The sequence below is a fragment of the Nocardia sp. NPDC051321 genome (assembly GCF_044455225.1).
Classification (GTDB): Bacteria; Actinomycetota; Actinomycetes; order Mycobacteriales; family Mycobacteriaceae; genus Nocardia.
In genome coordinates this window covers 1-18,595 of record NZ_JBITEM010000024.1, presented here as the reverse complement: position 1 = coordinate 18,595, position 18,595 = coordinate 1, and the positions used below count along the sequence as shown (strand labels likewise).

Below are 18,595 nucleotides of genomic sequence, written 5' to 3'. Positions count from 1 at the left end.
CCTATTATGTCCTCCCTTGCGCCCGATGAGTTCTCGTCCGAAGTCACCTACCTCAATACCGCCTCGTACGCGCTCCCGTCCGCACGAGCCCTGACCGCCATTCGCGACACTAACGCGCAGTGGGCGCTGGGCCGGGGCGGTCCGATGACGAACGACTACCTGATCCCCCGGCTGCGCGAGTCGTTCGCCCGGCTGCTCACCGGCGCCACCGCGGACGACATCGCGCTCGGCAGCGCCGCCTCCCAATTGATCGGTCCGGTCGCCATCGCGCTGCCGCCGGGAGCCGAGGTGCTGGTCGCCGAGGGCGAATTCTCCTCGGTGACCATGCCTTTCCTGCACCGCGGCGACCTGGTGCTGCGGGTGGTGCCGCTGGAGCGGCTGATCGAGGAGGTGCGGCCGGAGACCGCGCTGGTCGCGGTGAGCGTCGTGCAGTCGGCGGACGGACGGATGACGGACCTGCCTGCGCTGCGGGCCGCTACCCGGGCGCATGGCGCTCGGCTGCTGGTGGATGCCACCCAGGCGGCGAGCTGGCTGCCGATGACCTTCGCCGACGCCGACTACTGGGTGTGCTCGACGTTCAAGTGGCTGATCGGCGCGCGCAGCGTCTCCTTCTTCGCCGCGGGCCCGGAGGCGACCGAATCGCTGCGGCCGGTCGCGCCCGGCTGGTACGCGGCCGCGGATCCGTGGGCCGAGCTGTACAACCCGGTCAAGCTGCCGGCCACCACCCGCCGCTTCGATTCCACGCCGGACTGGCTCGGCGTCATCGCCGCGAGCGCGGGGATCTCCCTGATCGAGGAGTTGACGGTCGCGAAGATCAACGCGCACAACCTCGAGCTGGCCGACCGGTTCCGCGCCGGACTGACCGACATCGGGCTGTCCGTGGTGCCGAACGGATCGCCGATCGTCACCGTGCCCGGTGCGGGTGACGCGGCACCGCGGTTGGCGGAGGCCGAGGTCATCACCTCCGCGCGTAATGGCGGGCTGCGCTTCTCCTTCCATCTGTACAACGCCGCCGAGGACGTGGACCGGGCGCTGGAAGTTCTCGCGGCCGAATAACTCACGCCTCGACCGAGGCCGACGGCGACGATTCGCGCGCCCAGGTGGCGTCGCGGCATCGCTGCCTGGCCCGGCCGATACCTTCGATCTCGACCTCGACTACGTCGCCGTCGCGCAGGTACGGATAACGACCCGAAAGCGCTACGCCCGCAGGGGTTCCGGTGTTGATGATGTCGCCGGGCTCGAGGACGGCGTATTGGGACAAGTGCCAGACGAGGTAGCCGACGTCGAAGATGAGGTCGGCGGTGCTGGAGTCCTGGCGCGGTTCGCCGTTCACGAAGGAACGCAGCCGCAGGTTGCCCGGGTCGAGCTGGTCGCGCGGGACGAGTGCGGGGCCGAGCGGGTTGAAGGTCTCGCAGCACTTGCCTTTGGACCACTGGCCGCCCGATTGTTCGAGCTGGAAGGCGCGTTCGGAGACGTCGTTCGAGATCGTGTATCCCGCAATGTGATTCATCGCCTCGTCGACGGTGTCGAGGTAGCGTGCGCGGCGGCCGATCACCACCGCGAGTTCTACCTCCCAGTCGGTCTTGTGCGAGTCGCGTGGGATCAGCACGTCGTCGTAGGGGCCGACCACCGTGTTGGGGGTCTTGAAGAAGACGACGGGGGTTTGCGGCGGTGCCGAACCCGATTCCGCGGCGTGCGCGGCATAGTTCATGCCGATGCACCACACCGCGTGCGGGCGGGCGATCGGGGCGCCGATGCGCTCGCCTGCGAGATCGATCCTGGGCAGCCGTTCCGCGGCCAGTGCCGAGGCGACGGCCACGATGCCGTCGGCGGCGAGAAAGTCACCATCGATGTCCCCGGTGAGCGAGCGCAGGTCGTAGGCGTGGTCGCCGTCGAGGACGATCGGACGCTCCGCGCCCAGTTCGCCGATGCGCTGCAACTTCATTCGGGTTCTCCTTCGGACATCCAGGTCGGTGCGAGGGGCAGTTGGTAAGTGCGCCAAGCGACTTCGGTCAGTACCTGAACGCGGTCGGTGGGGGTCAGATCGGCCAGTGTGTCCAGGGTGGTCTGCCATACGGTCCGATACGACGCGGCGGTGAGCGTGAAAGGCCAGTCGCCGCCGAGCATCAGCCGCCCCGGCCCGAAGCAGGCCAGCGCGTGGTCGACGTAGGGCTGCCAGCGCCGGGCGGTGATCTCGGCGCCGGATACCGTGGCCAGCCCGGAGATCTTGGCGACCACGTTCGGCTGGGCGGCCGCCTCGGCGAGCAGGCCGGCCCATGGCTGCCACTCGCCGGTCGCGATGGGCGGCTTGCCGAGGTGGTCCAGGACGATGGTCAGGTCGGGGTGTTCGCGCGCGATCAGCGGCACCTGCGCGAGCAGATCCGGTCGCTCGGCCACCGCGTCGAACACCAGTCCTGCCTCGGCGAGCAGCGCGAGACCCTCCGAAACCTCGGGCCGCAGTAGCCATTTCGGGTCGGGGTCGCGGTGGATCATGTGCCGGACGCCGACGAACTCGGGATGCGCCCGCAGCCTGGGCAGCTCGGCGGCGACGAGATCGGGCCGATGCAGCGGCAGCCAGCCGACCACCGCGGCCGGCAGCGGCGCGGCAGTCGCTGCGGCCAGCAGAGCGCGATTCTCGGCCAGCGAATCTGCGGCTTGGACCAGGACGACCGCGCCGACATCGTGCTCGGCCAACTCCGGCTGCACGTCCGTCAGTGCGTAGTTGCGGTACAAAACATCCGATGTCTCGTCCAGCCAGTCGTACTCTACGCCGAATGTTCCGCCGTCTATCCGCCAAATATGGACGTGGGAGTCTACAGTCATCGGAGGCATAGCTTCACATCCTCGAGGGCGAAGGAAACAGGTGTCGGTCACCGACGACGCGATTGCGAAGATCAAGGCGATGATCATCTCGGGCGATCTCGAGCCGGGCGCGCGCCTGCCCCGCGAGGCGGACCTCGCCGCCGAGCTCGGCGTCTCGCGCAACTCGTTGCGCGAGGCGGTCCGCGCGCTCTCGCTGGTCCGGATCCTGGACGTGCGCCAGGGCGACGGCACCTATGTGGCCAGCCTGGAGCCCAAGTCGCTGCTCGACGCGATGAGCTTCCTGCTCGAATTCCACCAGGACAACTCGGTATTGGACGTGCTCGGCATCCGGCGCATCCTCGAGCCCGCCGCCACCGCGCTGGCCGCGCAATCGATGACCGAGGACGGCATCGCGCACCTGCGCACCCTCGTCGTGCCCGAGACCAACTCGGTGACCGAGCTGGTCGCGCTGGATCTCGAGTTCCACGGCGCCATCGCCGCCGCCTCCGGCAACAAAGTGCTTGCCTCCCTGCTGGATTCGCTGTCGCTGCCGACCACGCGAGCCAGGATCTGGCGCGGCATGACCGAGGAGCGGGCCTTCGAGCGCACCGTCGCCGAGCATCGCGGCATCTGTGACGCGATCGCCGCCCGCGATCCAGAATTGGCGCAGGCCCGCGCCCTCGCCCACGTGGCGGGCGTCATGGAATGGCTGCGCCGCGCCGCAGGCTGACCCGATCGCCGCACGCTTTCTGATGTGCCGCACCGAGAATCGCATGCGAATTTCGGTGCGGAAGGTCAGCAGGTGTGCGTCTGTGTCGCTGGTCATGCGCACCGGGCCAGTTCGTGCCAGAGGTCTTCCGGGACAGCGATGTTCAGCATCGTGATGGTGTCTTCGACTTCGGACTTGGTGCCTGCGCCGATGACGGTGGCGGCGACCGCGGGGTTGCGGCGTGGGAACTGGAGTGCGGCGGCGCGTAGGGGGACATCGTATTTCGCGCAGATTCGCTCCATCGCCTGTGCACGTTCGATGATGACGCGCTGGGCGGGCTGATAGTCGAACGTGGCCCTGTGCAACGGGTCAGCCAAGATCCCGCTGTTCAGCACACCGGCGACAAGTACTCGAATGCCTCGGTGCGCGCATTCAGGGAGTAGCTCGGCTTCCGCGCGCCGGTCGAGCAAGGTGTACCGACCGGCGATCATAACGTGATCGATGGTCGTTTCCCGCACAAAACGCAGTGCTACGTCCACATCGTTGACGCCGACTCCGATGCCGGAAACCGTGCCGACATCGCGCATTCGGGTCAGTTCGGGCACGGCCTCGGCGAGTGTTCGATCCTGATAGTTGTCCGGATCGTGGATCAGCAGCTGGTCGACTCGGTCCAGGCCGAGTCGTTCGAGTGACTCTTCCAGTGATCGACGTACGCCCGCCGCCGAATAGTCGCGTCGCCGTGCGCGTTTCGGCGCTCCATAGAAGTCGTCGACACCGTCGGCCGCCAACGGGTCGTCGTAGAGCAACCGACCCACCTTCGTCGATATCGTGTACTCCGACCGTGCGCGAAGGAACCGGCCGAGACGCTCCTCGCTCAGGCCCGCGCCGTAGTGCGGCGCGGTGTCGAAGGCGCGAATGCCCGCATCCCAGGCCGCCGCGATACCCGCCTGCGCGTCGGCCTCGTCGATCGCACGGAACAGGCCCGCGTACCCCGCGCCGCCGAGGACGATGTCGGCTACGTCATTCATCCGCGCCGTCCGAAGGATCGAGCTGCCACACCACCGGCAGCGCCGCATCGGCGCCGACGGCCGAATAGTCGTGTGCCGCTTCGAGATACTCGTTGATCCGCAGCTGCCATTCGACGTTGACGGGCAGCTCGGCCAACCGGCTCAGCAGCACATCGTAGGCGGCACAGTCGATCACGTGGAACAAATCGGTGCCGCTGCGCCAGATGGTCCAGGACGTGGCCCCGGCAGCCCTGATGGCGGCGACGAGTTCGCCGGGCACCGCACGATGCGCCGCCTCGTATTCGGCTTCGGCACCGGGTTTCAGCTTGGTGTGCAACGCGATTCGCACGCTCACTCCTGCCGTCGGCCGCTGGCGATGCGGGTGATCACCAAGGCGACCAGGATCAGTGCGCCGTTGATGAACTTCAGCGAGTCGGCACTGACCCCACCGTAGGACAGCAGCTTCTGGATCAGCGTGAGGATCAGCACGCCGAAGAACGCGCCGAGCACCGAGCCGCGGCCGCCGTTGAGCGCGACGCCGCCGATCACGCAGGCCGCGAACACCTGGAAGATCATCCCATCGCCCTGGCTCACCTGCACGCTGGCGAACTGGCCCGAGTAGATGAGGCCGCCGATCGCGGCGAGCCCACCCGCGACGACCAGCACGGCGATGACAACATTGTCGGTGCGGATGCCTGCGGCCCGCGCGGCGGCCTCGTTGCCGCCGACGGCGTAGAGCGCGCGACCGGCCGTCGTATAGGTGAGCACGAGATAGCCGACGAGGAACAGCGCAAGGCACAGCGCCACGTCGACCGGCACCCCCAATATCCTTGTGTTCCCGAGCCATTCGACCGACGGCGGGATCTTGGTGAGGGTGAAACCTTCGGTGAGGAAGGTGAGCAGCCCGCGCAGCGCGATGAGCATGGCCAGGGTGACGATGAAGCCGTTCAACCCGAACCGCACGATCAGCACCCCGTTCAGCGCGCCGACGGCGAGGCCGACGAGCAACGCGATCGGGATGGCCATCCACGGCGAGGTCCAGGTGTAGGCGCCGACCTTCGCGGTGCCCATGGTCGCCCAGATGGCGACGCCGGGGGCGAGCCCGAAGGTCGACTCCAGCGACAGATCCATCCGGCCGACCACCAGCACCAGCACCTCGGCCAGCACGATGAGCGCGATGCCGCTCATCGAGGTCAGCACGTTGGTGAGGTTGGCCGACGAGACGAAGTTGGTGTTGATGAAGTAGCCGACCACCAGCACCAGCAGGATCGGCGGCACGAGCAGGAAGTCGCGCAGCGCGCCCCAGCGCAACGCGGGCAGCCGTCGAGTCGCGGCGGACCCGGGGGCGGTAGCGATCGGGGTCATAACAGTCCTTCCATCGCGGCGACGAGTTCCTTGTCGCCCCAGCCCTGCTCGAATTCCTGGGCGATCCGGCCCTGCACCATCACCAGGACGCGATCGCAGTCACGCAGATCGTCGAGTTCGTCCGACACCACCAGCACGGCGGTCCCGCGGTCCGCGGCGTCGCGCACCACACCGCGCAACGTTTCCTTGGACCGGACGTCCACGCCTGCCGTCGGCGTGATCAGCACCAGCACCGCGGGCTCGGTGGCCAACGCGCGGGCGAACACGACCTTCTGCTGATTGCCGCCGGACAGTTCGGCAACACTCTGATCGGGCCCTTCCGTTTTGATGCCGAGATCATCGATAGCCCTGCCCGCTACCGCGTTCCGGGTGCGACGAGAAAGCAGCCCGAGCCGCCCGAGCCGCCGCGGCACGGTCAGGGTGGCATTATCGGCCACGCTCATCTCCGGAATCAGGCCCTCCTCGTGCCGATCACGAGGCACGAAGCCGATCCCCGCGTCGAGCGCGGCCCGAACCCCGCCGTGGCGGAGCCGACTACCGGATACCAGAATGGAACCCGCTGCCGCCCTGCGTAATCCGACGATCGTCTCGGCGACCTCGATCCGGCCGCTGCTGCCGCCGCCCGCGAGACCGACGATCTCCCCCGGCTTGACCTCGAAACCCACCTCCTCGAATTCGCCCGCCCGCGAAAGCCCGTCAACCCGCAGCGTCGGTGCCGCCGTGCCATCGAGATCGCGCCGCGCGACCGGCGTCTCGAGTTCGACCGAATCGCCGGTCATCGCGGCGATCAGGTCCTTCTTGCCGAGCTCGGCCACCGGCGCGGTCAGCACCTGCCTGGCATCCCGGAAAACGGTGATGTCCTGGCAGATTTCGTAGGTCTCGTCGAGATGATGAGAGATGAACAGGAACGTGACGCCCTGTGTCTGCAGATCGCGGATCCTGGTGAACAGCCGCTTGATCGCGGGTCCGTCGAGTTGGGCGGTCGGCTCGTCCAAGATGATGAACCGCGCACCGTGCGAGAGCGAGCGGGCGATCTCGACCAGCTGACGGTGTTCCACGGACAGGTCACGGGCGACGGTATCGACGTCCACCGGCACCGACCAGGTGTCGAGTAGTTCGCGAGCGTGCCCGCGAACCCTGCGCCAGTTGATGATTCGGCTGCCGAAGCCCTGATTGTTGACGAACAGGTTCTCCGCCACCGACAGATCCGGAATGATCGTCGACTTCTGATACACGCACGCCACTCGGGACCGCCACCCGTCCCGGTCGGCGGGCGACGGCGCCGGGAAACCGTTGAACCGCACCTCCCCCTCATCGGGAGCCGCGAGTCCGGTCAAGATCGACACCAGGGTCGATTTCCCGGCACCGTTACGCCCGACCAACGCGTGCGTCCGGCCCACGTCAACCCGCAGGCCGACCCGATCGAGCGCGAGCACATTGCGCCCGAACCGCTTCGACACGTCGATCGCCTCGGCGATCGGATCGCCGGTCATCCGCCGTGGCCCCAGAGGCCGGGCGCGGTGGGGGTCAGAGTGTCGAGTTCGCCCACCTTGCCGCCCGTTCGGGTGACGACGGGCGCGGGCAGCTGGTCTTCGAGCGTGCCACCGACACCGGTGTCGATGATCGTCGACCCATGGTCGGTGGGACCGGGGGTGAACTTGCGGCCGTCGACAGCGGCCTTGGCGTAGAACGCCGCGTACTGCGCGTACAGGTCGGCAGGCTGGGAAATGGTCGCATCGATCTCGCCCGCCTCGATGGCGTCCAGCTCGGCCTTGATGCCGTCGTTCGACACGATCGTGATGTGGCCTGGCTCACCAGCTTTCACCAGTTTGTTGCTGCGCCGCAGCAAGGCCATCGTCGACTGCAGGAACACCCCGCCCGCCTGCATGTAGATGCCGTTGATGTCGGGATCGGTCAGCAGTTTGTCCTGTAGGCCGGAGACGGCGCGATCGCCCTTCCAGTCGGTGGGGATCTCGATCACCTTGATGCCGGGGTAGCGCGTTTTCATGCAGTCCGCGAACGCCTCCGACCGATCACGGCCGTTGATCGAGCTCAGGTCGCCCTGGAATTCGACGACTTTGCCTGCGCCCTTGAGGGTTTCACCGAGATATATGCACGACTTGGTGCCGTAGGCGCGGTTGTCCGCGCGGACAACCATGTACACGCCGCCGCTGTCGGGACGGGTGTCGACACTGACCACCGGCACGTTCTTCGCGGCGGCCGCGGTGAGGGCGGGCTTCACCGCGGCGGTGTCCTGCGGCGCCATAATGATCGCCTTGACGTTCTTGGACAGCAGGGTGTCGACGTTCGACTTGAGCCGGTTCGCGTCGTTGTCGGAGGAGGTGTTCTCCAGCTTCACACCCGCGGCAGCGGCTTTCGGGCCTAGATAGCCCGCGTAGGCGCTCCAGAAATCGGAGTCCGAGCGCGGCTGGTCGGCACCGACGAGGACACCGTTGTCCGCGCCGACGCCGACGGTGACGGCCGGGGCGCTGTCGCCGGTGCCGGTGGACTCCCGGGAACAGGCGGCGCCCGAGGCGATGACCAGTGTGGCGCCGAGGGTTACGCCGATGATGCTGGCGGTTTTCATGGGTTCTCCTGCTGTTGGGTCGTGCGGGCCTGCGGATCCGCGCGCCACGCGGCTCCGGTCGGATAGGCGTAGTCGCGTAACGAGCCGGGCAGCATTTCGGCGCTGAACCCTGGCTCGCGCGGGGCGAGGTAGCGGCCACCGACCACGCGGACCGGATGCCGGAAATGCTCGTGCAGATGGTCGACGAATTCGATCGCCCGATCCTGGGTGGTGCCGGTGACCGCGACGTAATCGATCATCGCCAGGTGCTGGACCAGCTCGCACAGCCCGACGCCGCCCGCATGCGGCACCACCGGGACGCCGAACTTGGCCGCCAGCAACAGGATTGCCAGATTCTCGTTGACTCCGGCGACCCTGGCCGCGTCGATCTGCAAGAGGTCGACCGAACCCGCTTGCAGCAGCTGCTTGAACAGGATCCGGTTCTGCCCGTGCTCGCCGGTCGAGATCCGCACCGGCGCGACCCGGCGGCGGATCTGCGCGTGGCCGAGGATGTCGTCCGGGCTGGTCGGTTCCTCGACCCAGGCCGGATTCGCCTGCGCCAGCCGGGAAATCCAGTCCACCGCCGCGTCGACATCCCAGCGCTGGTTCGCGTCGACGGCGAGCCCGATGTCGGGCCCGATCGCCTCCCTGGCGACCTTGACCCGGCGCACATCCTCTTCCACGTCGCGGCCGATCTTGATCTTGATGGTGCCGAATCCGTCGGCCACCGCCTGGCGGGCCAGGCGGGCGAGCTTGTCGTCGGAGTAGCCGAGCCAGCCCGGTGAGGTCGTGTATGCCGGATACCCGGTGTCGAGTAGCTTGGCCGTGCGCTCGGCCCGGCCGGGCTCAGCGCGGCGCAGGATCTCCAGTGCCTCATCGGGTGTCAGCGCGTCGGTGAGATAGCGGAAGTCGATCAGGTCGACGAGCTGTTCCGGCGACATCTCGGAAACCAACTGCCACAACGGTTTTCCGGCCAACTTCGCGGCGAGGTCCCAGGCGGCGTTGAGCACCGCGCCCACCGCCATCTGCATGACGCCCTTTTCCGGTCCGAGCCAACGCAGTTGGGAATCGGCGGCCAGGTCGCGAGCGAATCCTCCGAGGTTCCCGACGATCTCGGCCACCGAGCGTCCGACGACCAGATGCTCGAGCGACTGGATGGCGACGCGTTGCACGTCGTTGCCGCGGCCGATGGTGAAGGCGAATCCGTGCCCCGCCCGGACCGCCGGGTCGTCGGTCCGAAGGATCACGTAGGCCGCCGAATAGTCGGGGTCTGGGTTCATCGCGTCCGAGCCGTCCAGCTCGCGCGACGTCGGGAACCGGACGTCTAAGGTGTCCAGCGCCGTGAGGTGCGCCATGGGGTGATCCTCATTCCAGATAGTGATCTGGGTCACGACTATACATCGGATGTCTGTCTGCGCAATGGCAGATGCAAGATTCGTCAATCCTGGTTGCGCAGTGGCAATCTGGCGCGAGCAGTGGCGATCGGTGTTATGTTCGCCTGAGTCAAACATCGGACCTGTCCGGAAACGAACTCGTGCACCGGAATCGAGGCGAGAAGGTGGTCGATATGACATCGCATGGCACGTTCGACGGGCTGGTGGCGGTGGTCACCGGTGGTGCGTCCGGCATCGGCAAGGCCGTTTCCGAGACGTTCGCGGCGGCGGGCGCGCGGGTGGCGGTCCTCGACCTGAATCCTGGTGACGCGGCGGAGGTTGCCCTGCGCTGCGATGTCGCCGAGGACGAATCGGTCCGCGGCGCGATCGCCGGCGTCGTCGCGGCGTTCGGGCGGATCGACATCCTCGTCAACAACGCGGGCATCGGCGCGCAGGGGACCGTCGCGGACAACTCCGACGACGAATGGCGTCGGGTGTTCGAGGTCAACGTCCTCGGCACGGTGCGCGCCTCCCGTGCGGCGCTGCCCCACCTCCGGAAGTCCCCCGCCGCCTCGATCGTCAACATCTGCTCGATCGCGGCCACCACGGGGCTGCCGGATCGCGCGGCCTACAGTGCCAGTAAGGGCGCGATCCTGTCGCTCACTCGCGCCATGGCCGCCGACCACCTCGCGGAGGGTATTCGGGTGAACTGCGTCAATCCTGGAACGGTCGACACACCCTGGGTGCAGCGGCTGCTGGCGGCCAGCGCGGATCCCGATGCCGAAATGGCCGCGTTGCGGGCGCGTCAGCCGCACGGGCGGCTGGTCACAGCGGCGGAAGTCGCCGGCGCCGTCGCGTATCTGGCCGGTCCGGCGGCGGCGTCCGTCACCGCGACGATGTTCGAAGTCGACGGCGGCATGCATTCGCTGCGCTTGCGGGCCGCGACGCAGGCGGCCGAGTGACCGCGCGCAGGATGCCGCGGCCCCGCGAGCTCGCGCCGCTGGTCAGATTTCAGCGCCCGTTCGGCGGCAAACTCCCTCGCGCCCAAACGATCTGGGACTTGCGGGAGCTGGCCCGCAAGCGCACCCCCAAGGTCGCGTTCGACTACACCGACGGCGCGGCCGAGGCCGAAATCAGCCTCGATCGAGCCCGGGAAGCGTTCTCCGACATCGAGTTCCAGCCCGCGATCCTGCGCAACGTCGGTACCACGGACACCGCCGTGCAGGTCCTCGGCAAGACCGCCGCACTGCCGTTCGGTATCGCGCCAACCGGGTTCACCAGGATGATGCACACGGCAGGCGAGCTGGCCGGGGCGCGGGCCGCCGAACGCGCGGGCATCCCGTTCACGTTGTCCACGATGGGGACCGCGGCGATCGAGGATGTCGCCGAGGGCACGGGCTCTAACGCCCGCAACTGGTTTCAGCTCTACATGTGGACCGACCGCGATCGTTCACTCGCGCTCATCGAACGGGCCGCGAAGGCGGGATTCGACACGCTCGTCGTCACGGTCGACGTGCCCGTAGCGGGGAACCGACTGCGCGACGTGCGCAACGGCATGACGGTGCCGCCGTCGATCACCCTGACCGGCGCGCTCGACGCCCTGCGCAGGCCATGGTGGTGGTGGGACTTCCTCACCACCGAACCGCTGGCGTTCGCCTCGCTCGATCGGTGGTCGGGCACCGTGGCCGAACTGCTCGATTCCATGTTCGACCCGACCGTCAGTTTCGACGACCTGGCCTGGATCAAAGAGACCTGGCCCGGCCGAATTCTGGTGAAGGGCGTGCAGACGGTCGCCGACGCGAAACGCCTCGCCGGACTCGGCGTCGACGGCATCGTCCTGTCGAATCACGGTGGGCGCCAACTCGATCGCGCGCCCATCCCGCTGCACCTGCTGCCCGCCGTTGTGCGCGAGGTGGGCGACGACATGGAGATCCACCTCGACACCGGCATCATGCACGGCGCCGACATCGTCGCCGCCCTCGCCCTCGGCGCGCGGTTCACCCTCGTCGGTCGCGCCTACCTGTACGGACTGATGGCCGGCGGCGAGGCCGGTGTCGACCGCACGATCGACATCCTGCGCACCCAGATCATCCGGACCATGCGGCTACTCGGTGTCAGTTCGATCGAGGAACTCGAACCGGCACACGTGCGCTTGCTCGAGCGGTATCGGTCCCGCGAATAGGGTTACCGCTGTGCGGGTTTGGTGATCAGGGGTAGATCGAGGGCGGTCAGGATGCCCGAGGGCGCTCGGACCACGGCGGGGATCGCGTTGACGATACGCATGGCGGTGGCGAGCAGGGTGGCGTGATTGTGGTCGCCGTGGTGGCTCGAGGTCACCAGGTCCATGGCGTAGCTGGGTTCACCGGTGATCTCGACGCGGTAAGAGCCTTCGTGGTGCGCGGGTTGTGGCCAGTCGGGGCAGAGGTCCGGGTGCAGGCGGGTGACGTGTTCCAGAACGGTGACCGGGGTATCGCCGACCATGCCGCGCACCTCGAAACGCAGTGCGGCGGCGGTGCCTTCGGCGATGTGGCCGGTAGCGATGTCGAACGAGTGGGTGGCCGGGATGCGCTGGTAGGTCTCGGTCACGGCGTCGAGGGTGACGCCGATACCCGCGGCGAGCTGACGGACGGTGCCGCCCCAGGCCAAGGACAGCACACCCGGCTGGAGCAGCATCGGGATGTCGTCGAGCGGCTTGCCGAATCCCATGATGTCGAACATGACTTCGCGATTGTCGTAGCTGGCGTAGTCGACGATCTCGATGCAGCGGAGCTCGTCGATGCGCAGGCAGGTACCGGCCAATGCCAGCGGGAGTAGATCATTCGCGAAACCGGGGTCGATGCCGTTGACCCACAGTGTTGAATTGCCTTGCGCCGCAGCCTCTTGGATCGGCTTCAGTAGTTCGTCGGGCAGCACACCGTAGGGGTACTGGAAGAACACGGGGGCGCAGGCGACGACATTGATTCCGGCGCTGAGGATCCGTTGCAGGTCGCCGATGGCATCCATCAAACGGTTGTCGGTCATCGAACAGTAGACGACGCAGTCTGGGCGCGCGGCGAGGATCGCGTCGGCGTCCGTTGTCGCGGTTACGCCGACCGGATGCTCGAGCCCGGCAATGGTTCCGGCATCCATGCCGTCCTTCTTCGGGCCCGACACCCACACGCCGGACAGCTCCAGGTCGGGATTGGCGATGACGCCGGCGAGGGCGTGCCTGCCGACATTGCCGGTGCCCCACTGCACTACTCGAAAAGTCATGTCACAGATCCTGAATCGGGATGTCGAGGTTGGGGGTGATCAAGCCGCCGTCGGGTTCGAGCACCTTGCCGGTGAGGTATTTGCCCGCCGGGGAAACCAGGTACAAAGCGGCCGCGGCGATGTCCTCAGGATCGCCGATGCGGTGCAACGGTGTCTTGGTTTCCAATTCGGTGCGCATCGCGTCGTTGCTCGCGACTATCTCCAACGCGGAGGTCAGGATCGAGCCCGGCGCAATGGCATTCACGCGGATGCGCGGGTTCAGGTCCAGCGCGGCCAGTTTGGTGTAGTGCGCCAGTGCCGCCTTGGCGGTGCCGTAGGCCGCGAACGCGCGGCCAGGCAACCGGCCCATGGTCGAGGTGATGTTGAGAATCGAACCGCCACCGGCGGTTTCGAGGATTCGCGGCACCGCGGCGCGGACCAGGGCGTGCGCGTTGGTGACGTTGAAGTTGAACGCGTCGACCAGCGCCTGCGGTGTGGTGTCGAGCAGCGGGCACGGCATGGCGCCGCCGACATTGTTGACCACGATGTCCAGTCGCCCGAAGCGCTGCACCGCGATCTCGGCGAGCGCCGCCGTGGCGTCGATATCGCTCAGGTCCGCGGGCACCACATGGGCTTGGCGTCCCAGTGCGGTCACCCGCTCGGCCACCTCATCCAATTGGCTCTTGGTGCGGGCCGCGATGACGACATCCGCGCCCGCCTCCGCGAAGGCCACCGCGATCGCGGCGCCCAACCCGCGGCCCGCGCCGGTCACGATGGCGACCTGCCCGTCAAGGCGGAACCGATCCAGAATCATGCGCGCTCCATTCCTGCCTTGCGCGACCCCGCGCAGACCTGCGATTGTCGAATATTCGACATATCATGCACTAATATTCGACACATAGTAGGTTGCCCGCCCGAGCAGAAACAAGGGGTTCCGCCATGCCGGACCGATCCGCGTCCCCGCCGACGCGACGCGTCGTCGATATCGTTTCGCTGCTCGCGACGTCGACGGAACCGGTCAGCATCGCGGGGATCGCCGAGCGGCTCGACATCGCTCGCGCCACCGCGACCGCGATCCTCACGGAGCTAGACGCGGCGGGCTGGGTCGGTCGCGACGCCAACCGCGGTTATGTGATCGGACCCGCGCTGGCCGGACTCAACGGAGCCGCACTCCCCCATGGTGTCGGCGCTGTCCTCGCGACACTCGCCGCACGGACCGGATCCGGCGCGACGTTCAGCCGCATCGAACCTGACCGTCTCACCGTGCTCGACGTCCGGCACGGCACCGACCGCGTCGTCCCGGGAATCCCTGTCGGACATCGCATTCCGTTACAGTTCCCGGCCGGGGCGAGCGTGATGCCGTGGCGATCGGCCGGTGCGCAGAACGCGTGGACCACGACCGCGGCCGGCGCGGACCGGCGCACGGCGAGCACGCTGCTCGCCCTCGTCCGCGACCGCGGGGTCGCCGTCTTCCGGCCGCGGGCCGACGACGCGGGCCTGGTCGACCTACTGGCCGACCTGCTCGGCGCCGTGGGATCCGAACTGCTGCAACCACATCTGCGCACCCGCGCCCTTCGCCAGCTCGCCGCACTCACCTCGCGACCGTTCACCAGAGCCGAACTCGATTCCGAGGAGGCGCTCCCGCTGAGCTACCTCGCGGCACCGGTATTCGACTCGACGGGCACCGCCGCCTACGAGGTACAGCTCGGCCCGCTCCGCGCGGAAGCAGCCAAACCCGAACGCGACGAGTACATTTCAGCAACGTTGGACGCCGCACGCGAGCTGACGGCAGCGCTTGCGTCACACCGTTGATCGACGGCCGAACCTCTTCGCTCCGCGAAGCGACGACCGAATGGACTACCAGCGCCACCAGCGAGATTCGCCGACCGTAAATCGGGTCGCATCCCGCGCAGCGTTCGGCCTCCCGCGCACGAGATCGCCAATCGTTTCGCGCAGCGGGCGAAACCGTGCGCGGCACGCACAGTAAGGCGCCGTGGGCAACGAACTCCGGCGGCGAACGTTGCGCGCACGAGGGCCGAGCTCCGGCCCGGTCGCGCGTCGGACGAAACCGTGCGCGGCACGCACAGTAGGGCGCCGTGCGACCAATCCGGCGGCGAACGTTGCGCGCACGAGGGCCGAGCTCCGGCCCGGTCGCGCGTCGAAGGACGAGCGTCCGGACCCGCGCGGCGGCTTTATCCGCAGGTTGCCTATCGTTGCGGGATATCAGCACGCGGACCACGCATAGGGGGTGGCGACAATAGGTAAGCAGAATCGGCGAGGGCGTACCGGGCGACGTCCGGAGAATGGTCCGACCGCCAGCTCTGGCTTCTGGTCTGCACAACAACCGCCCGCGGACGCGGAGCAGATCGCCAACGCCATGATGGCTGCCGCGATGGAGACGGCAAAGGGCTCTTCGGCCGCGGCAGAGCGTTGCGCGACGGCGATTACCGGTCGTGACCGGTTGACGGCGCCGGTGGAGCGCGGCGCGCAGCTCGCTGGTCAGCACATCATCACCCGGGTCTTCCAGAACGGCTGGCTGCCCGAGGACATTCACCAGGCCGCGCGGCGGCACCTCGACGAGTACGCGATCGCGCTGCTGATCGATGTGATCGCCACGTACACGCAACCTTTCGCCGCCGCATCGGTCGATGAGACGTGGCGGGTACAGCTCGACGATCTCGATGCCGTCGCCTGGTGGTCGCAGTCGGCACCGCACCTCGGTCAGTGGGCGGCGAAGCACCTGCTGACGCCGGTCGAGGCGGTCACCACTCTGGTCCAGGCGCTGGCGCTGCTGATCCGGCTGCCGCGGCTGGAACTCATTCGTCCACTGCCCGGCACCGCGTCGCCGAGCGCGGCCGTGCACCATCATGTCGACGAGAAGATTCTGAGCCGCGTCCGAGGGTTGCTTGCGAAGGCCGAGTCGACCTCGTTTCCGGATGAGGCCGAGGCGCTTTCGGCAAAAGCTCAAGAGTTGATGACCAAATACGCGCTCGACCGCGTGCTGGTCGACGCGGACACCTCCGTCCTCGATCTGCCTGGCGCGTGCCGGATTTGGCTGGACACCCCGTATGTCGATGCCAAGGCGCTGCTCGTCGATGTGGTCACCAACGCCAACCGCTGCCGGGCGATCTTCTCGTCGGCGTGGGGGTTCATGACCATCGTCGGGGATGAGGGGGATCTGGAGGTCGTCGAGCTGTTGACGACATCGCTGCTCGTGCAAGCCACCCGGGCGATGATCGCCAGTGGTAACCAGGCAGATCGCAGTGCGGACTCCAGGAGTCGTTCCTATCGGAAGTCGTTCCTCATCGCCTATGCGACGCGCATCGGTGAGCGGCTGGCGACGGCGAACGAAACCACCATCGCGAAATCAGCCGATCCGGAACGGCTGTTGCCGGTGCTCGCCTCGCATCAGCTGAAGGTGGACAAGGCATTCGACACCCTGTTCCCGGAGGTGCGCAATCGCGGTGTCACCATCCCCAATGCCAATGGCTGGGACGACGGCCGCGCCGCTGCCGATAGCGCGGAGCTCGGCGCGCGGCGTCCTATTCGGAAATAGTTCCGCGTCAAGGCAACTCGGTGGGGCTTTTACGCTGATTGGCGTTGAAGCGCGCTTTCTTCTGGCGATTACCGCACGTGTTCATGTCACACCATTTGCGGGTGCGACTTTGGCTGGTGTCGAAGAAGGCGGCCTGGCAGGTAGGCGACGCGCATAAGGCCAATCTTCCGTCTCGCTCGCCTGCGATGATGCTGATCGCGTCGGCGGCGATCACGCTGAGTGCGTCCTCCACACGGGACGCCGAGCCGAGTCGCCAGCGCCGATTACCCTCGGGCGTCAGGATAGCCGCGGCCCGGCCCTGCACGCTGCGATCATTGATGACCTGGACAGCAGACTCGGGCAGCGCGTCGCGGATCGCGGCCGCCGTCGCGACCGTGTGAATTGATTCCCTCAGTTCCCGAGCGAGTTCGAGCTGGGCGGTAGTGCAGGAGTCCACCGCGAGGCCGTTCACGGTCAACCAGTCGATGAGTCGCTGCGGCGTGGGGATGCGCTCCACCGCGGTGCCATGACGCTCCGACAGAGTCCCCGTGAAGCTGGTCGCCAGCACGCTACCGAGGCGAAAACCAGGAAACCCAGCACGCATGGAACCACCATAGCTGGTTGCACGCCGGCACCGGACCATGTTAGAACCGTCTAAGCCGGTTCCATCGTGATCAGGAGGTCTCATGCCCTACCCAGCCAATGACGTGCAAGCATTCGAAGCCCACGCAACCGACGCTGACCTCGACGATCTGCGCGCCCGGTTAGCCGCGGCCCGGCTGCCGGAAGCTGAGACGGTCTATCGCGCCGCGCCCGACCCTCGCCGATGGGACCAGGGCGTTCCGCTCGCCGACCTCGTCGATCTCGTGAACTACTGGCGCACCGAGTACAACTGGCGGTCGTTCGAAGCACGCCTCGACTGGATCGGACAGTTCCGCACGACCATCGACGGTCTGGGAATCCACTTCCTGCACCGCCGCTCCGCGCGCACGGACGCCACTCCGCTGATCTTGACGCACGGCTGGCCGGGCAGCATTGCCGAGTTCATCGATGTTGTAGACGAGCTGGCGGATCCGAAAGATGCGGCCGTGCCGGCGTTTCACGTCGTGGTCCCGTCGCTACCCGGCTTCGGTTACAGCGACAGGCCTGCCACGACCGGCTGGGGCATCGGAAAGATCGCCGCAGCATGGGTGGAACTGATGGAACGACTCGGCTACTCCAAGTTCGTAGCTCACGGCGGCGACTGGGGCGGCGTGATCACCACCGTCCTCGGCGGCAGGTTCCCGGAACGCGTTCTCGGCATCCACACGCTGACCCCGCAGGCACCGTCCGGGATGACAACGGACGGTCTGACGGCGGCCGAGCGCGCATGGACCGAGGAATCCCGCGACTTCTGGTGCGGCCCCCGCGCGGCGTTCGCGAAGCAGCAGGCGGCCCGGCCGCAAACCATCGGGTACTCGCTCGTCGACTCCCCGGTCGGGCTGCTCGCCTGGATTCTCGACAAGTTCGCTGAGTGGACAGATACCGAAGACAATCCGTTCGAGACGATTTCCAGGGACGGCATTCTCGACATCGTCACGTTGTATTGGCTGACGCGGACCGGCGCATCGGCGGCCCGCATCTATTACGAAAGCCACGGCGGTGTCAACGCGTTCGACCCCGAACTTCGGGTGGACGTTCCGTCGGCAATCAGCGTGTATCCCCACGATATCGAAAAGTGCCCGCGCCCCTGGGCACAGCAGCGGTACCGGCAAATCGTCCGATGGAGGTCGCCTGAAACCGGGGGACATTTCCCGTCGCTGGAGGTTCCCGAGTTTTTCGTCAAGGATCTGCAGGAAGGTCTCGCGGCAGTGCTGGCTGCTGATCGGTAAACGCAAAAAGACCCCCAACAATGTTGGGGGTCTTCTGCAATGATGTTCCGGCGGTGTCCTACTCTCCCACACCCTGTCGAGTGCAGTACCATCGGCGCTGGCAGGCTTAGCTTCCGGGTTCGGAATGGGACCGGGC

The 18,595-nt window shown here is 67.2% G+C and carries 18 protein-coding genes and 1 rRNA gene; 7 read left to right on the top strand and 12 right to left on the bottom strand.

The genetic code is table 11. From position 1 onward, the window contains the following. Nucleotides 1–6: 6 nt before the first annotated feature. Entirely contained in the window at nt 7–1,056 is a 1,050-nt protein-coding gene (locus tag ACIA8C_RS40225) for an aminotransferase class V-fold PLP-dependent enzyme (protein WP_397144252.1), read from the top strand. Between the two features lies 1 nt (nt 1,057). Here ACIA8C_RS40225 and ACIA8C_RS40220 read toward each other — a convergent pair whose 3' ends face one another. Both ACIA8C_RS40220 and ACIA8C_RS40215 read right to left on the bottom strand, forming a co-directional pair. After that, nucleotides 1,058–1,945 carry a fumarylacetoacetate hydrolase family protein gene (locus tag ACIA8C_RS40220; RefSeq protein WP_397144250.1) on the bottom strand — a complete coding sequence of 296 codons (888 nt, stop codon included), beginning with the start codon at nt 1,943–1,945 and terminating at the stop codon, nt 1,058–1,060. Then, nucleotides 1,942–2,823 (bottom strand): amidohydrolase family protein, encoded by an 882-nt coding sequence (locus ACIA8C_RS40215; protein WP_397144248.1) that lies wholly within the window; start codon nt 2,821–2,823, stop codon nt 1,942–1,944. Before ACIA8C_RS40215 ends, ACIA8C_RS40220 begins: the two co-directional genes overlap by 4 nt. Before the next feature lie 40 nt (nt 2,824–2,863). On the opposite strand from ACIA8C_RS40215, the gene ACIA8C_RS40210 reads away from it, so the two are divergent. Further along, nucleotides 2,864–3,532, top strand: coding sequence for a FadR/GntR family transcriptional regulator (locus tag ACIA8C_RS40210; protein WP_397144246.1), 669 nt, complete (start codon nt 2,864–2,866; stop codon nt 3,530–3,532). A gap of 92 nt (nt 3,533–3,624) precedes the next feature. Here ACIA8C_RS40210 and ACIA8C_RS40205 read toward each other — a convergent pair whose 3' ends face one another. The 6 genes from ACIA8C_RS40205 to ACIA8C_RS40180 are packed head-to-tail and all read right to left on the bottom strand — an operon-like array spanning nt 3,625 to nt 9,804. Further along, complete coding sequence (locus tag ACIA8C_RS40205; protein ID WP_397144244.1) at nt 3,625–4,539, bottom strand: aldo/keto reductase; 915 nt, start codon at nt 4,537–4,539, stop codon at nt 3,625–3,627. After that, on the bottom strand, nt 4,532–4,867 hold the full coding sequence (locus ACIA8C_RS40200; RefSeq protein ID WP_397144242.1) for an L-rhamnose mutarotase: 336 nt from the start codon (nt 4,865–4,867) through the stop codon (nt 4,532–4,534). Before ACIA8C_RS40200 ends, ACIA8C_RS40205 begins: the two co-directional genes overlap by 8 nt. Nucleotides 4,868–4,869: 2 nt before the next feature. Continuing rightward, on the bottom strand, nt 4,870–5,883 hold the full coding sequence (locus tag ACIA8C_RS40195) for an ABC transporter permease (RefSeq protein WP_397144240.1): 1,014 nt from the start codon (nt 5,881–5,883) through the stop codon (nt 4,870–4,872). Continuing rightward, the gene (locus tag ACIA8C_RS40190) at nt 5,880–7,376 is read right to left on the bottom strand and encodes a sugar ABC transporter ATP-binding protein (RefSeq protein ID WP_397144238.1); all 1,497 of its coding nucleotides are present in this window, start codon (nt 7,374–7,376) and stop codon (nt 5,880–5,882) included. Before ACIA8C_RS40190 ends, ACIA8C_RS40195 begins: the two co-directional genes overlap by 4 nt. Further along, nucleotides 7,373–8,470 (bottom strand): sugar ABC transporter substrate-binding protein, encoded by a 1,098-nt coding sequence (locus ACIA8C_RS40185; protein ID WP_397144236.1) that lies wholly within the window; start codon nt 8,468–8,470, stop codon nt 7,373–7,375. The genes ACIA8C_RS40190 and ACIA8C_RS40185 overlap by 4 nt, the downstream gene beginning before the upstream one ends. Continuing rightward, entirely contained in the window at nt 8,467–9,804 is a 1,338-nt protein-coding gene (locus ACIA8C_RS40180) for an enolase C-terminal domain-like protein (protein ID WP_397144234.1), read from the bottom strand. The genes ACIA8C_RS40185 and ACIA8C_RS40180 overlap by 4 nt, the downstream gene beginning before the upstream one ends. Before the next feature lie 212 nt (nt 9,805–10,016). Between ACIA8C_RS40180 and ACIA8C_RS40175 the strand changes: the two genes are divergently transcribed. Together ACIA8C_RS40175 and ACIA8C_RS40170 are read left to right on the top strand one after the other, a co-directional pair. After that, complete coding sequence (locus ACIA8C_RS40175) at nt 10,017–10,784, top strand: SDR family NAD(P)-dependent oxidoreductase (protein WP_397144232.1); 768 nt, start codon at nt 10,017–10,019, stop codon at nt 10,782–10,784. 11 nt (nt 10,785–10,795) lie between these two features. Continuing rightward, on the top strand, nt 10,796–12,004 hold the full coding sequence (locus tag ACIA8C_RS40170; RefSeq protein WP_397144377.1) for an alpha-hydroxy acid oxidase: 1,209 nt from the start codon (nt 10,796–10,798) through the stop codon (nt 12,002–12,004). Nucleotides 12,005–12,006: 2 nt separating this feature from the next. Here the strand turns inward: ACIA8C_RS40170 and ACIA8C_RS40165 are convergent, their stop codons facing one another. Continuing rightward, entirely contained in the window at nt 12,007–13,074 is a 1,068-nt protein-coding gene (locus tag ACIA8C_RS40165) for a diacylglycerol kinase (protein ID WP_397144230.1), read from the bottom strand. A gap of 1 nt (nt 13,075) precedes the next feature. Further along, complete coding sequence (locus ACIA8C_RS40160) at nt 13,076–13,867, bottom strand: SDR family oxidoreductase (RefSeq protein WP_397144228.1); 792 nt, start codon at nt 13,865–13,867, stop codon at nt 13,076–13,078. Between the two features lie 125 nt (nt 13,868–13,992). Here ACIA8C_RS40160 and ACIA8C_RS40155 point away from each other — a divergent pair, with 125 nt between their 5' ends. Both ACIA8C_RS40155 and ACIA8C_RS40150 read left to right on the top strand, forming a co-directional pair. Further along, nucleotides 13,993–14,865, top strand: a complete 873-nt coding sequence (locus tag ACIA8C_RS40155) for a helix-turn-helix domain-containing protein (RefSeq protein ID WP_397144226.1) — start codon at nt 13,993–13,995, stop codon at nt 14,863–14,865. 580 nt (nt 14,866–15,445) lie between these two features. Next, nucleotides 15,446–16,609, top strand: a complete 1,164-nt coding sequence (locus ACIA8C_RS40150) for a DUF2786 domain-containing protein (RefSeq protein ID WP_397144224.1) — start codon at nt 15,446–15,448, stop codon at nt 16,607–16,609. A gap of 7 nt (nt 16,610–16,616) precedes the next feature. Here ACIA8C_RS40150 and ACIA8C_RS40145 read toward each other — a convergent pair whose 3' ends face one another. Beyond that, complete coding sequence (locus ACIA8C_RS40145; protein ID WP_397144222.1) at nt 16,617–17,192, bottom strand: CGNR zinc finger domain-containing protein; 576 nt, start codon at nt 17,190–17,192, stop codon at nt 16,617–16,619. Nucleotides 17,193–17,274: 82 nt separating this feature from the next. On the opposite strand from ACIA8C_RS40145, the gene ACIA8C_RS40140 reads away from it, so the two are divergent. After that, the gene (locus tag ACIA8C_RS40140; RefSeq protein WP_397144220.1) at nt 17,275–18,459 is read left to right on the top strand and encodes an epoxide hydrolase family protein; all 1,185 of its coding nucleotides are present in this window, start codon (nt 17,275–17,277) and stop codon (nt 18,457–18,459) included. Nucleotides 18,460–18,504: 45 nt separating this feature from the next. On the opposite strand, the gene rrf is transcribed toward ACIA8C_RS40140, so the two are convergent. Then, nucleotides 18,505–18,595: ribosomal RNA gene (gene rrf, locus ACIA8C_RS40135) — 5S ribosomal RNA — on the bottom strand; the annotation flags it as partial.

Bases quoted from the DNA above. Each gene is read 5' to 3' on its own strand.
- ACIA8C_RS40195 (WP_397144240.1), bottom strand. From the start codon at position 5,883: ATGACCCCGATCGCTACCGCCCCCGGGTCCGCCGCGACTCGACGGCTG.
- ACIA8C_RS40165 (WP_397144230.1), bottom strand. From the start codon at position 13,074: ATGACTTTTCGAGTAGTGCAGTGGGGCACCGGCAATGTCGGCAGGCAC.
- ACIA8C_RS40175 (WP_397144232.1), top strand. From the start codon at position 10,017: ATGACATCGCATGGCACGTTCGACGGGCTGGTGGCGGTGGTCACCGGT.
- ACIA8C_RS40145 (WP_397144222.1), bottom strand. From the start codon at position 17,192: ATGCGTGCTGGGTTTCCTGGTTTTCGCCTCGGTAGCGTGCTGGCGACC.
- ACIA8C_RS40205 (WP_397144244.1), bottom strand. From the start codon at position 4,539: ATGAATGACGTAGCCGACATCGTCCTCGGCGGCGCGGGGTACGCGGGC.
- ACIA8C_RS40150 (WP_397144224.1), top strand. From the start codon at position 15,446: ATGGAGACGGCAAAGGGCTCTTCGGCCGCGGCAGAGCGTTGCGCGACG.
- ACIA8C_RS40180 (WP_397144234.1), bottom strand. From the start codon at position 9,804: ATGGCGCACCTCACGGCGCTGGACACCTTAGACGTCCGGTTCCCGACG.
- ACIA8C_RS40140 (WP_397144220.1), top strand. From the start codon at position 17,275: ATGCCCTACCCAGCCAATGACGTGCAAGCATTCGAAGCCCACGCAACC.
- ACIA8C_RS40190 (WP_397144238.1), bottom strand. From the start codon at position 7,376: ATGACCGGCGATCCGATCGCCGAGGCGATCGACGTGTCGAAGCGGTTC.
- ACIA8C_RS40220 (WP_397144250.1), bottom strand. From the start codon at position 1,945: ATGAAGTTGCAGCGCATCGGCGAACTGGGCGCGGAGCGTCCGATCGTC.
- ACIA8C_RS40155 (WP_397144226.1), top strand. From the start codon at position 13,993: ATGCCGGACCGATCCGCGTCCCCGCCGACGCGACGCGTCGTCGATATC.
- ACIA8C_RS40185 (WP_397144236.1), bottom strand. From the start codon at position 8,470: ATGAAAACCGCCAGCATCATCGGCGTAACCCTCGGCGCCACACTGGTC.
- ACIA8C_RS40160 (WP_397144228.1), bottom strand. From the start codon at position 13,867: ATGATTCTGGATCGGTTCCGCCTTGACGGGCAGGTCGCCATCGTGACC.
- ACIA8C_RS40225 (WP_397144252.1), top strand. From the start codon at position 7: ATGTCCTCCCTTGCGCCCGATGAGTTCTCGTCCGAAGTCACCTACCTC.
- ACIA8C_RS40215 (WP_397144248.1), bottom strand. From the start codon at position 2,823: ATGACTGTAGACTCCCACGTCCATATTTGGCGGATAGACGGCGGAACA.
- ACIA8C_RS40170 (WP_397144377.1), top strand. From the start codon at position 10,796: ATGCCGCGGCCCCGCGAGCTCGCGCCGCTGGTCAGATTTCAGCGCCCG.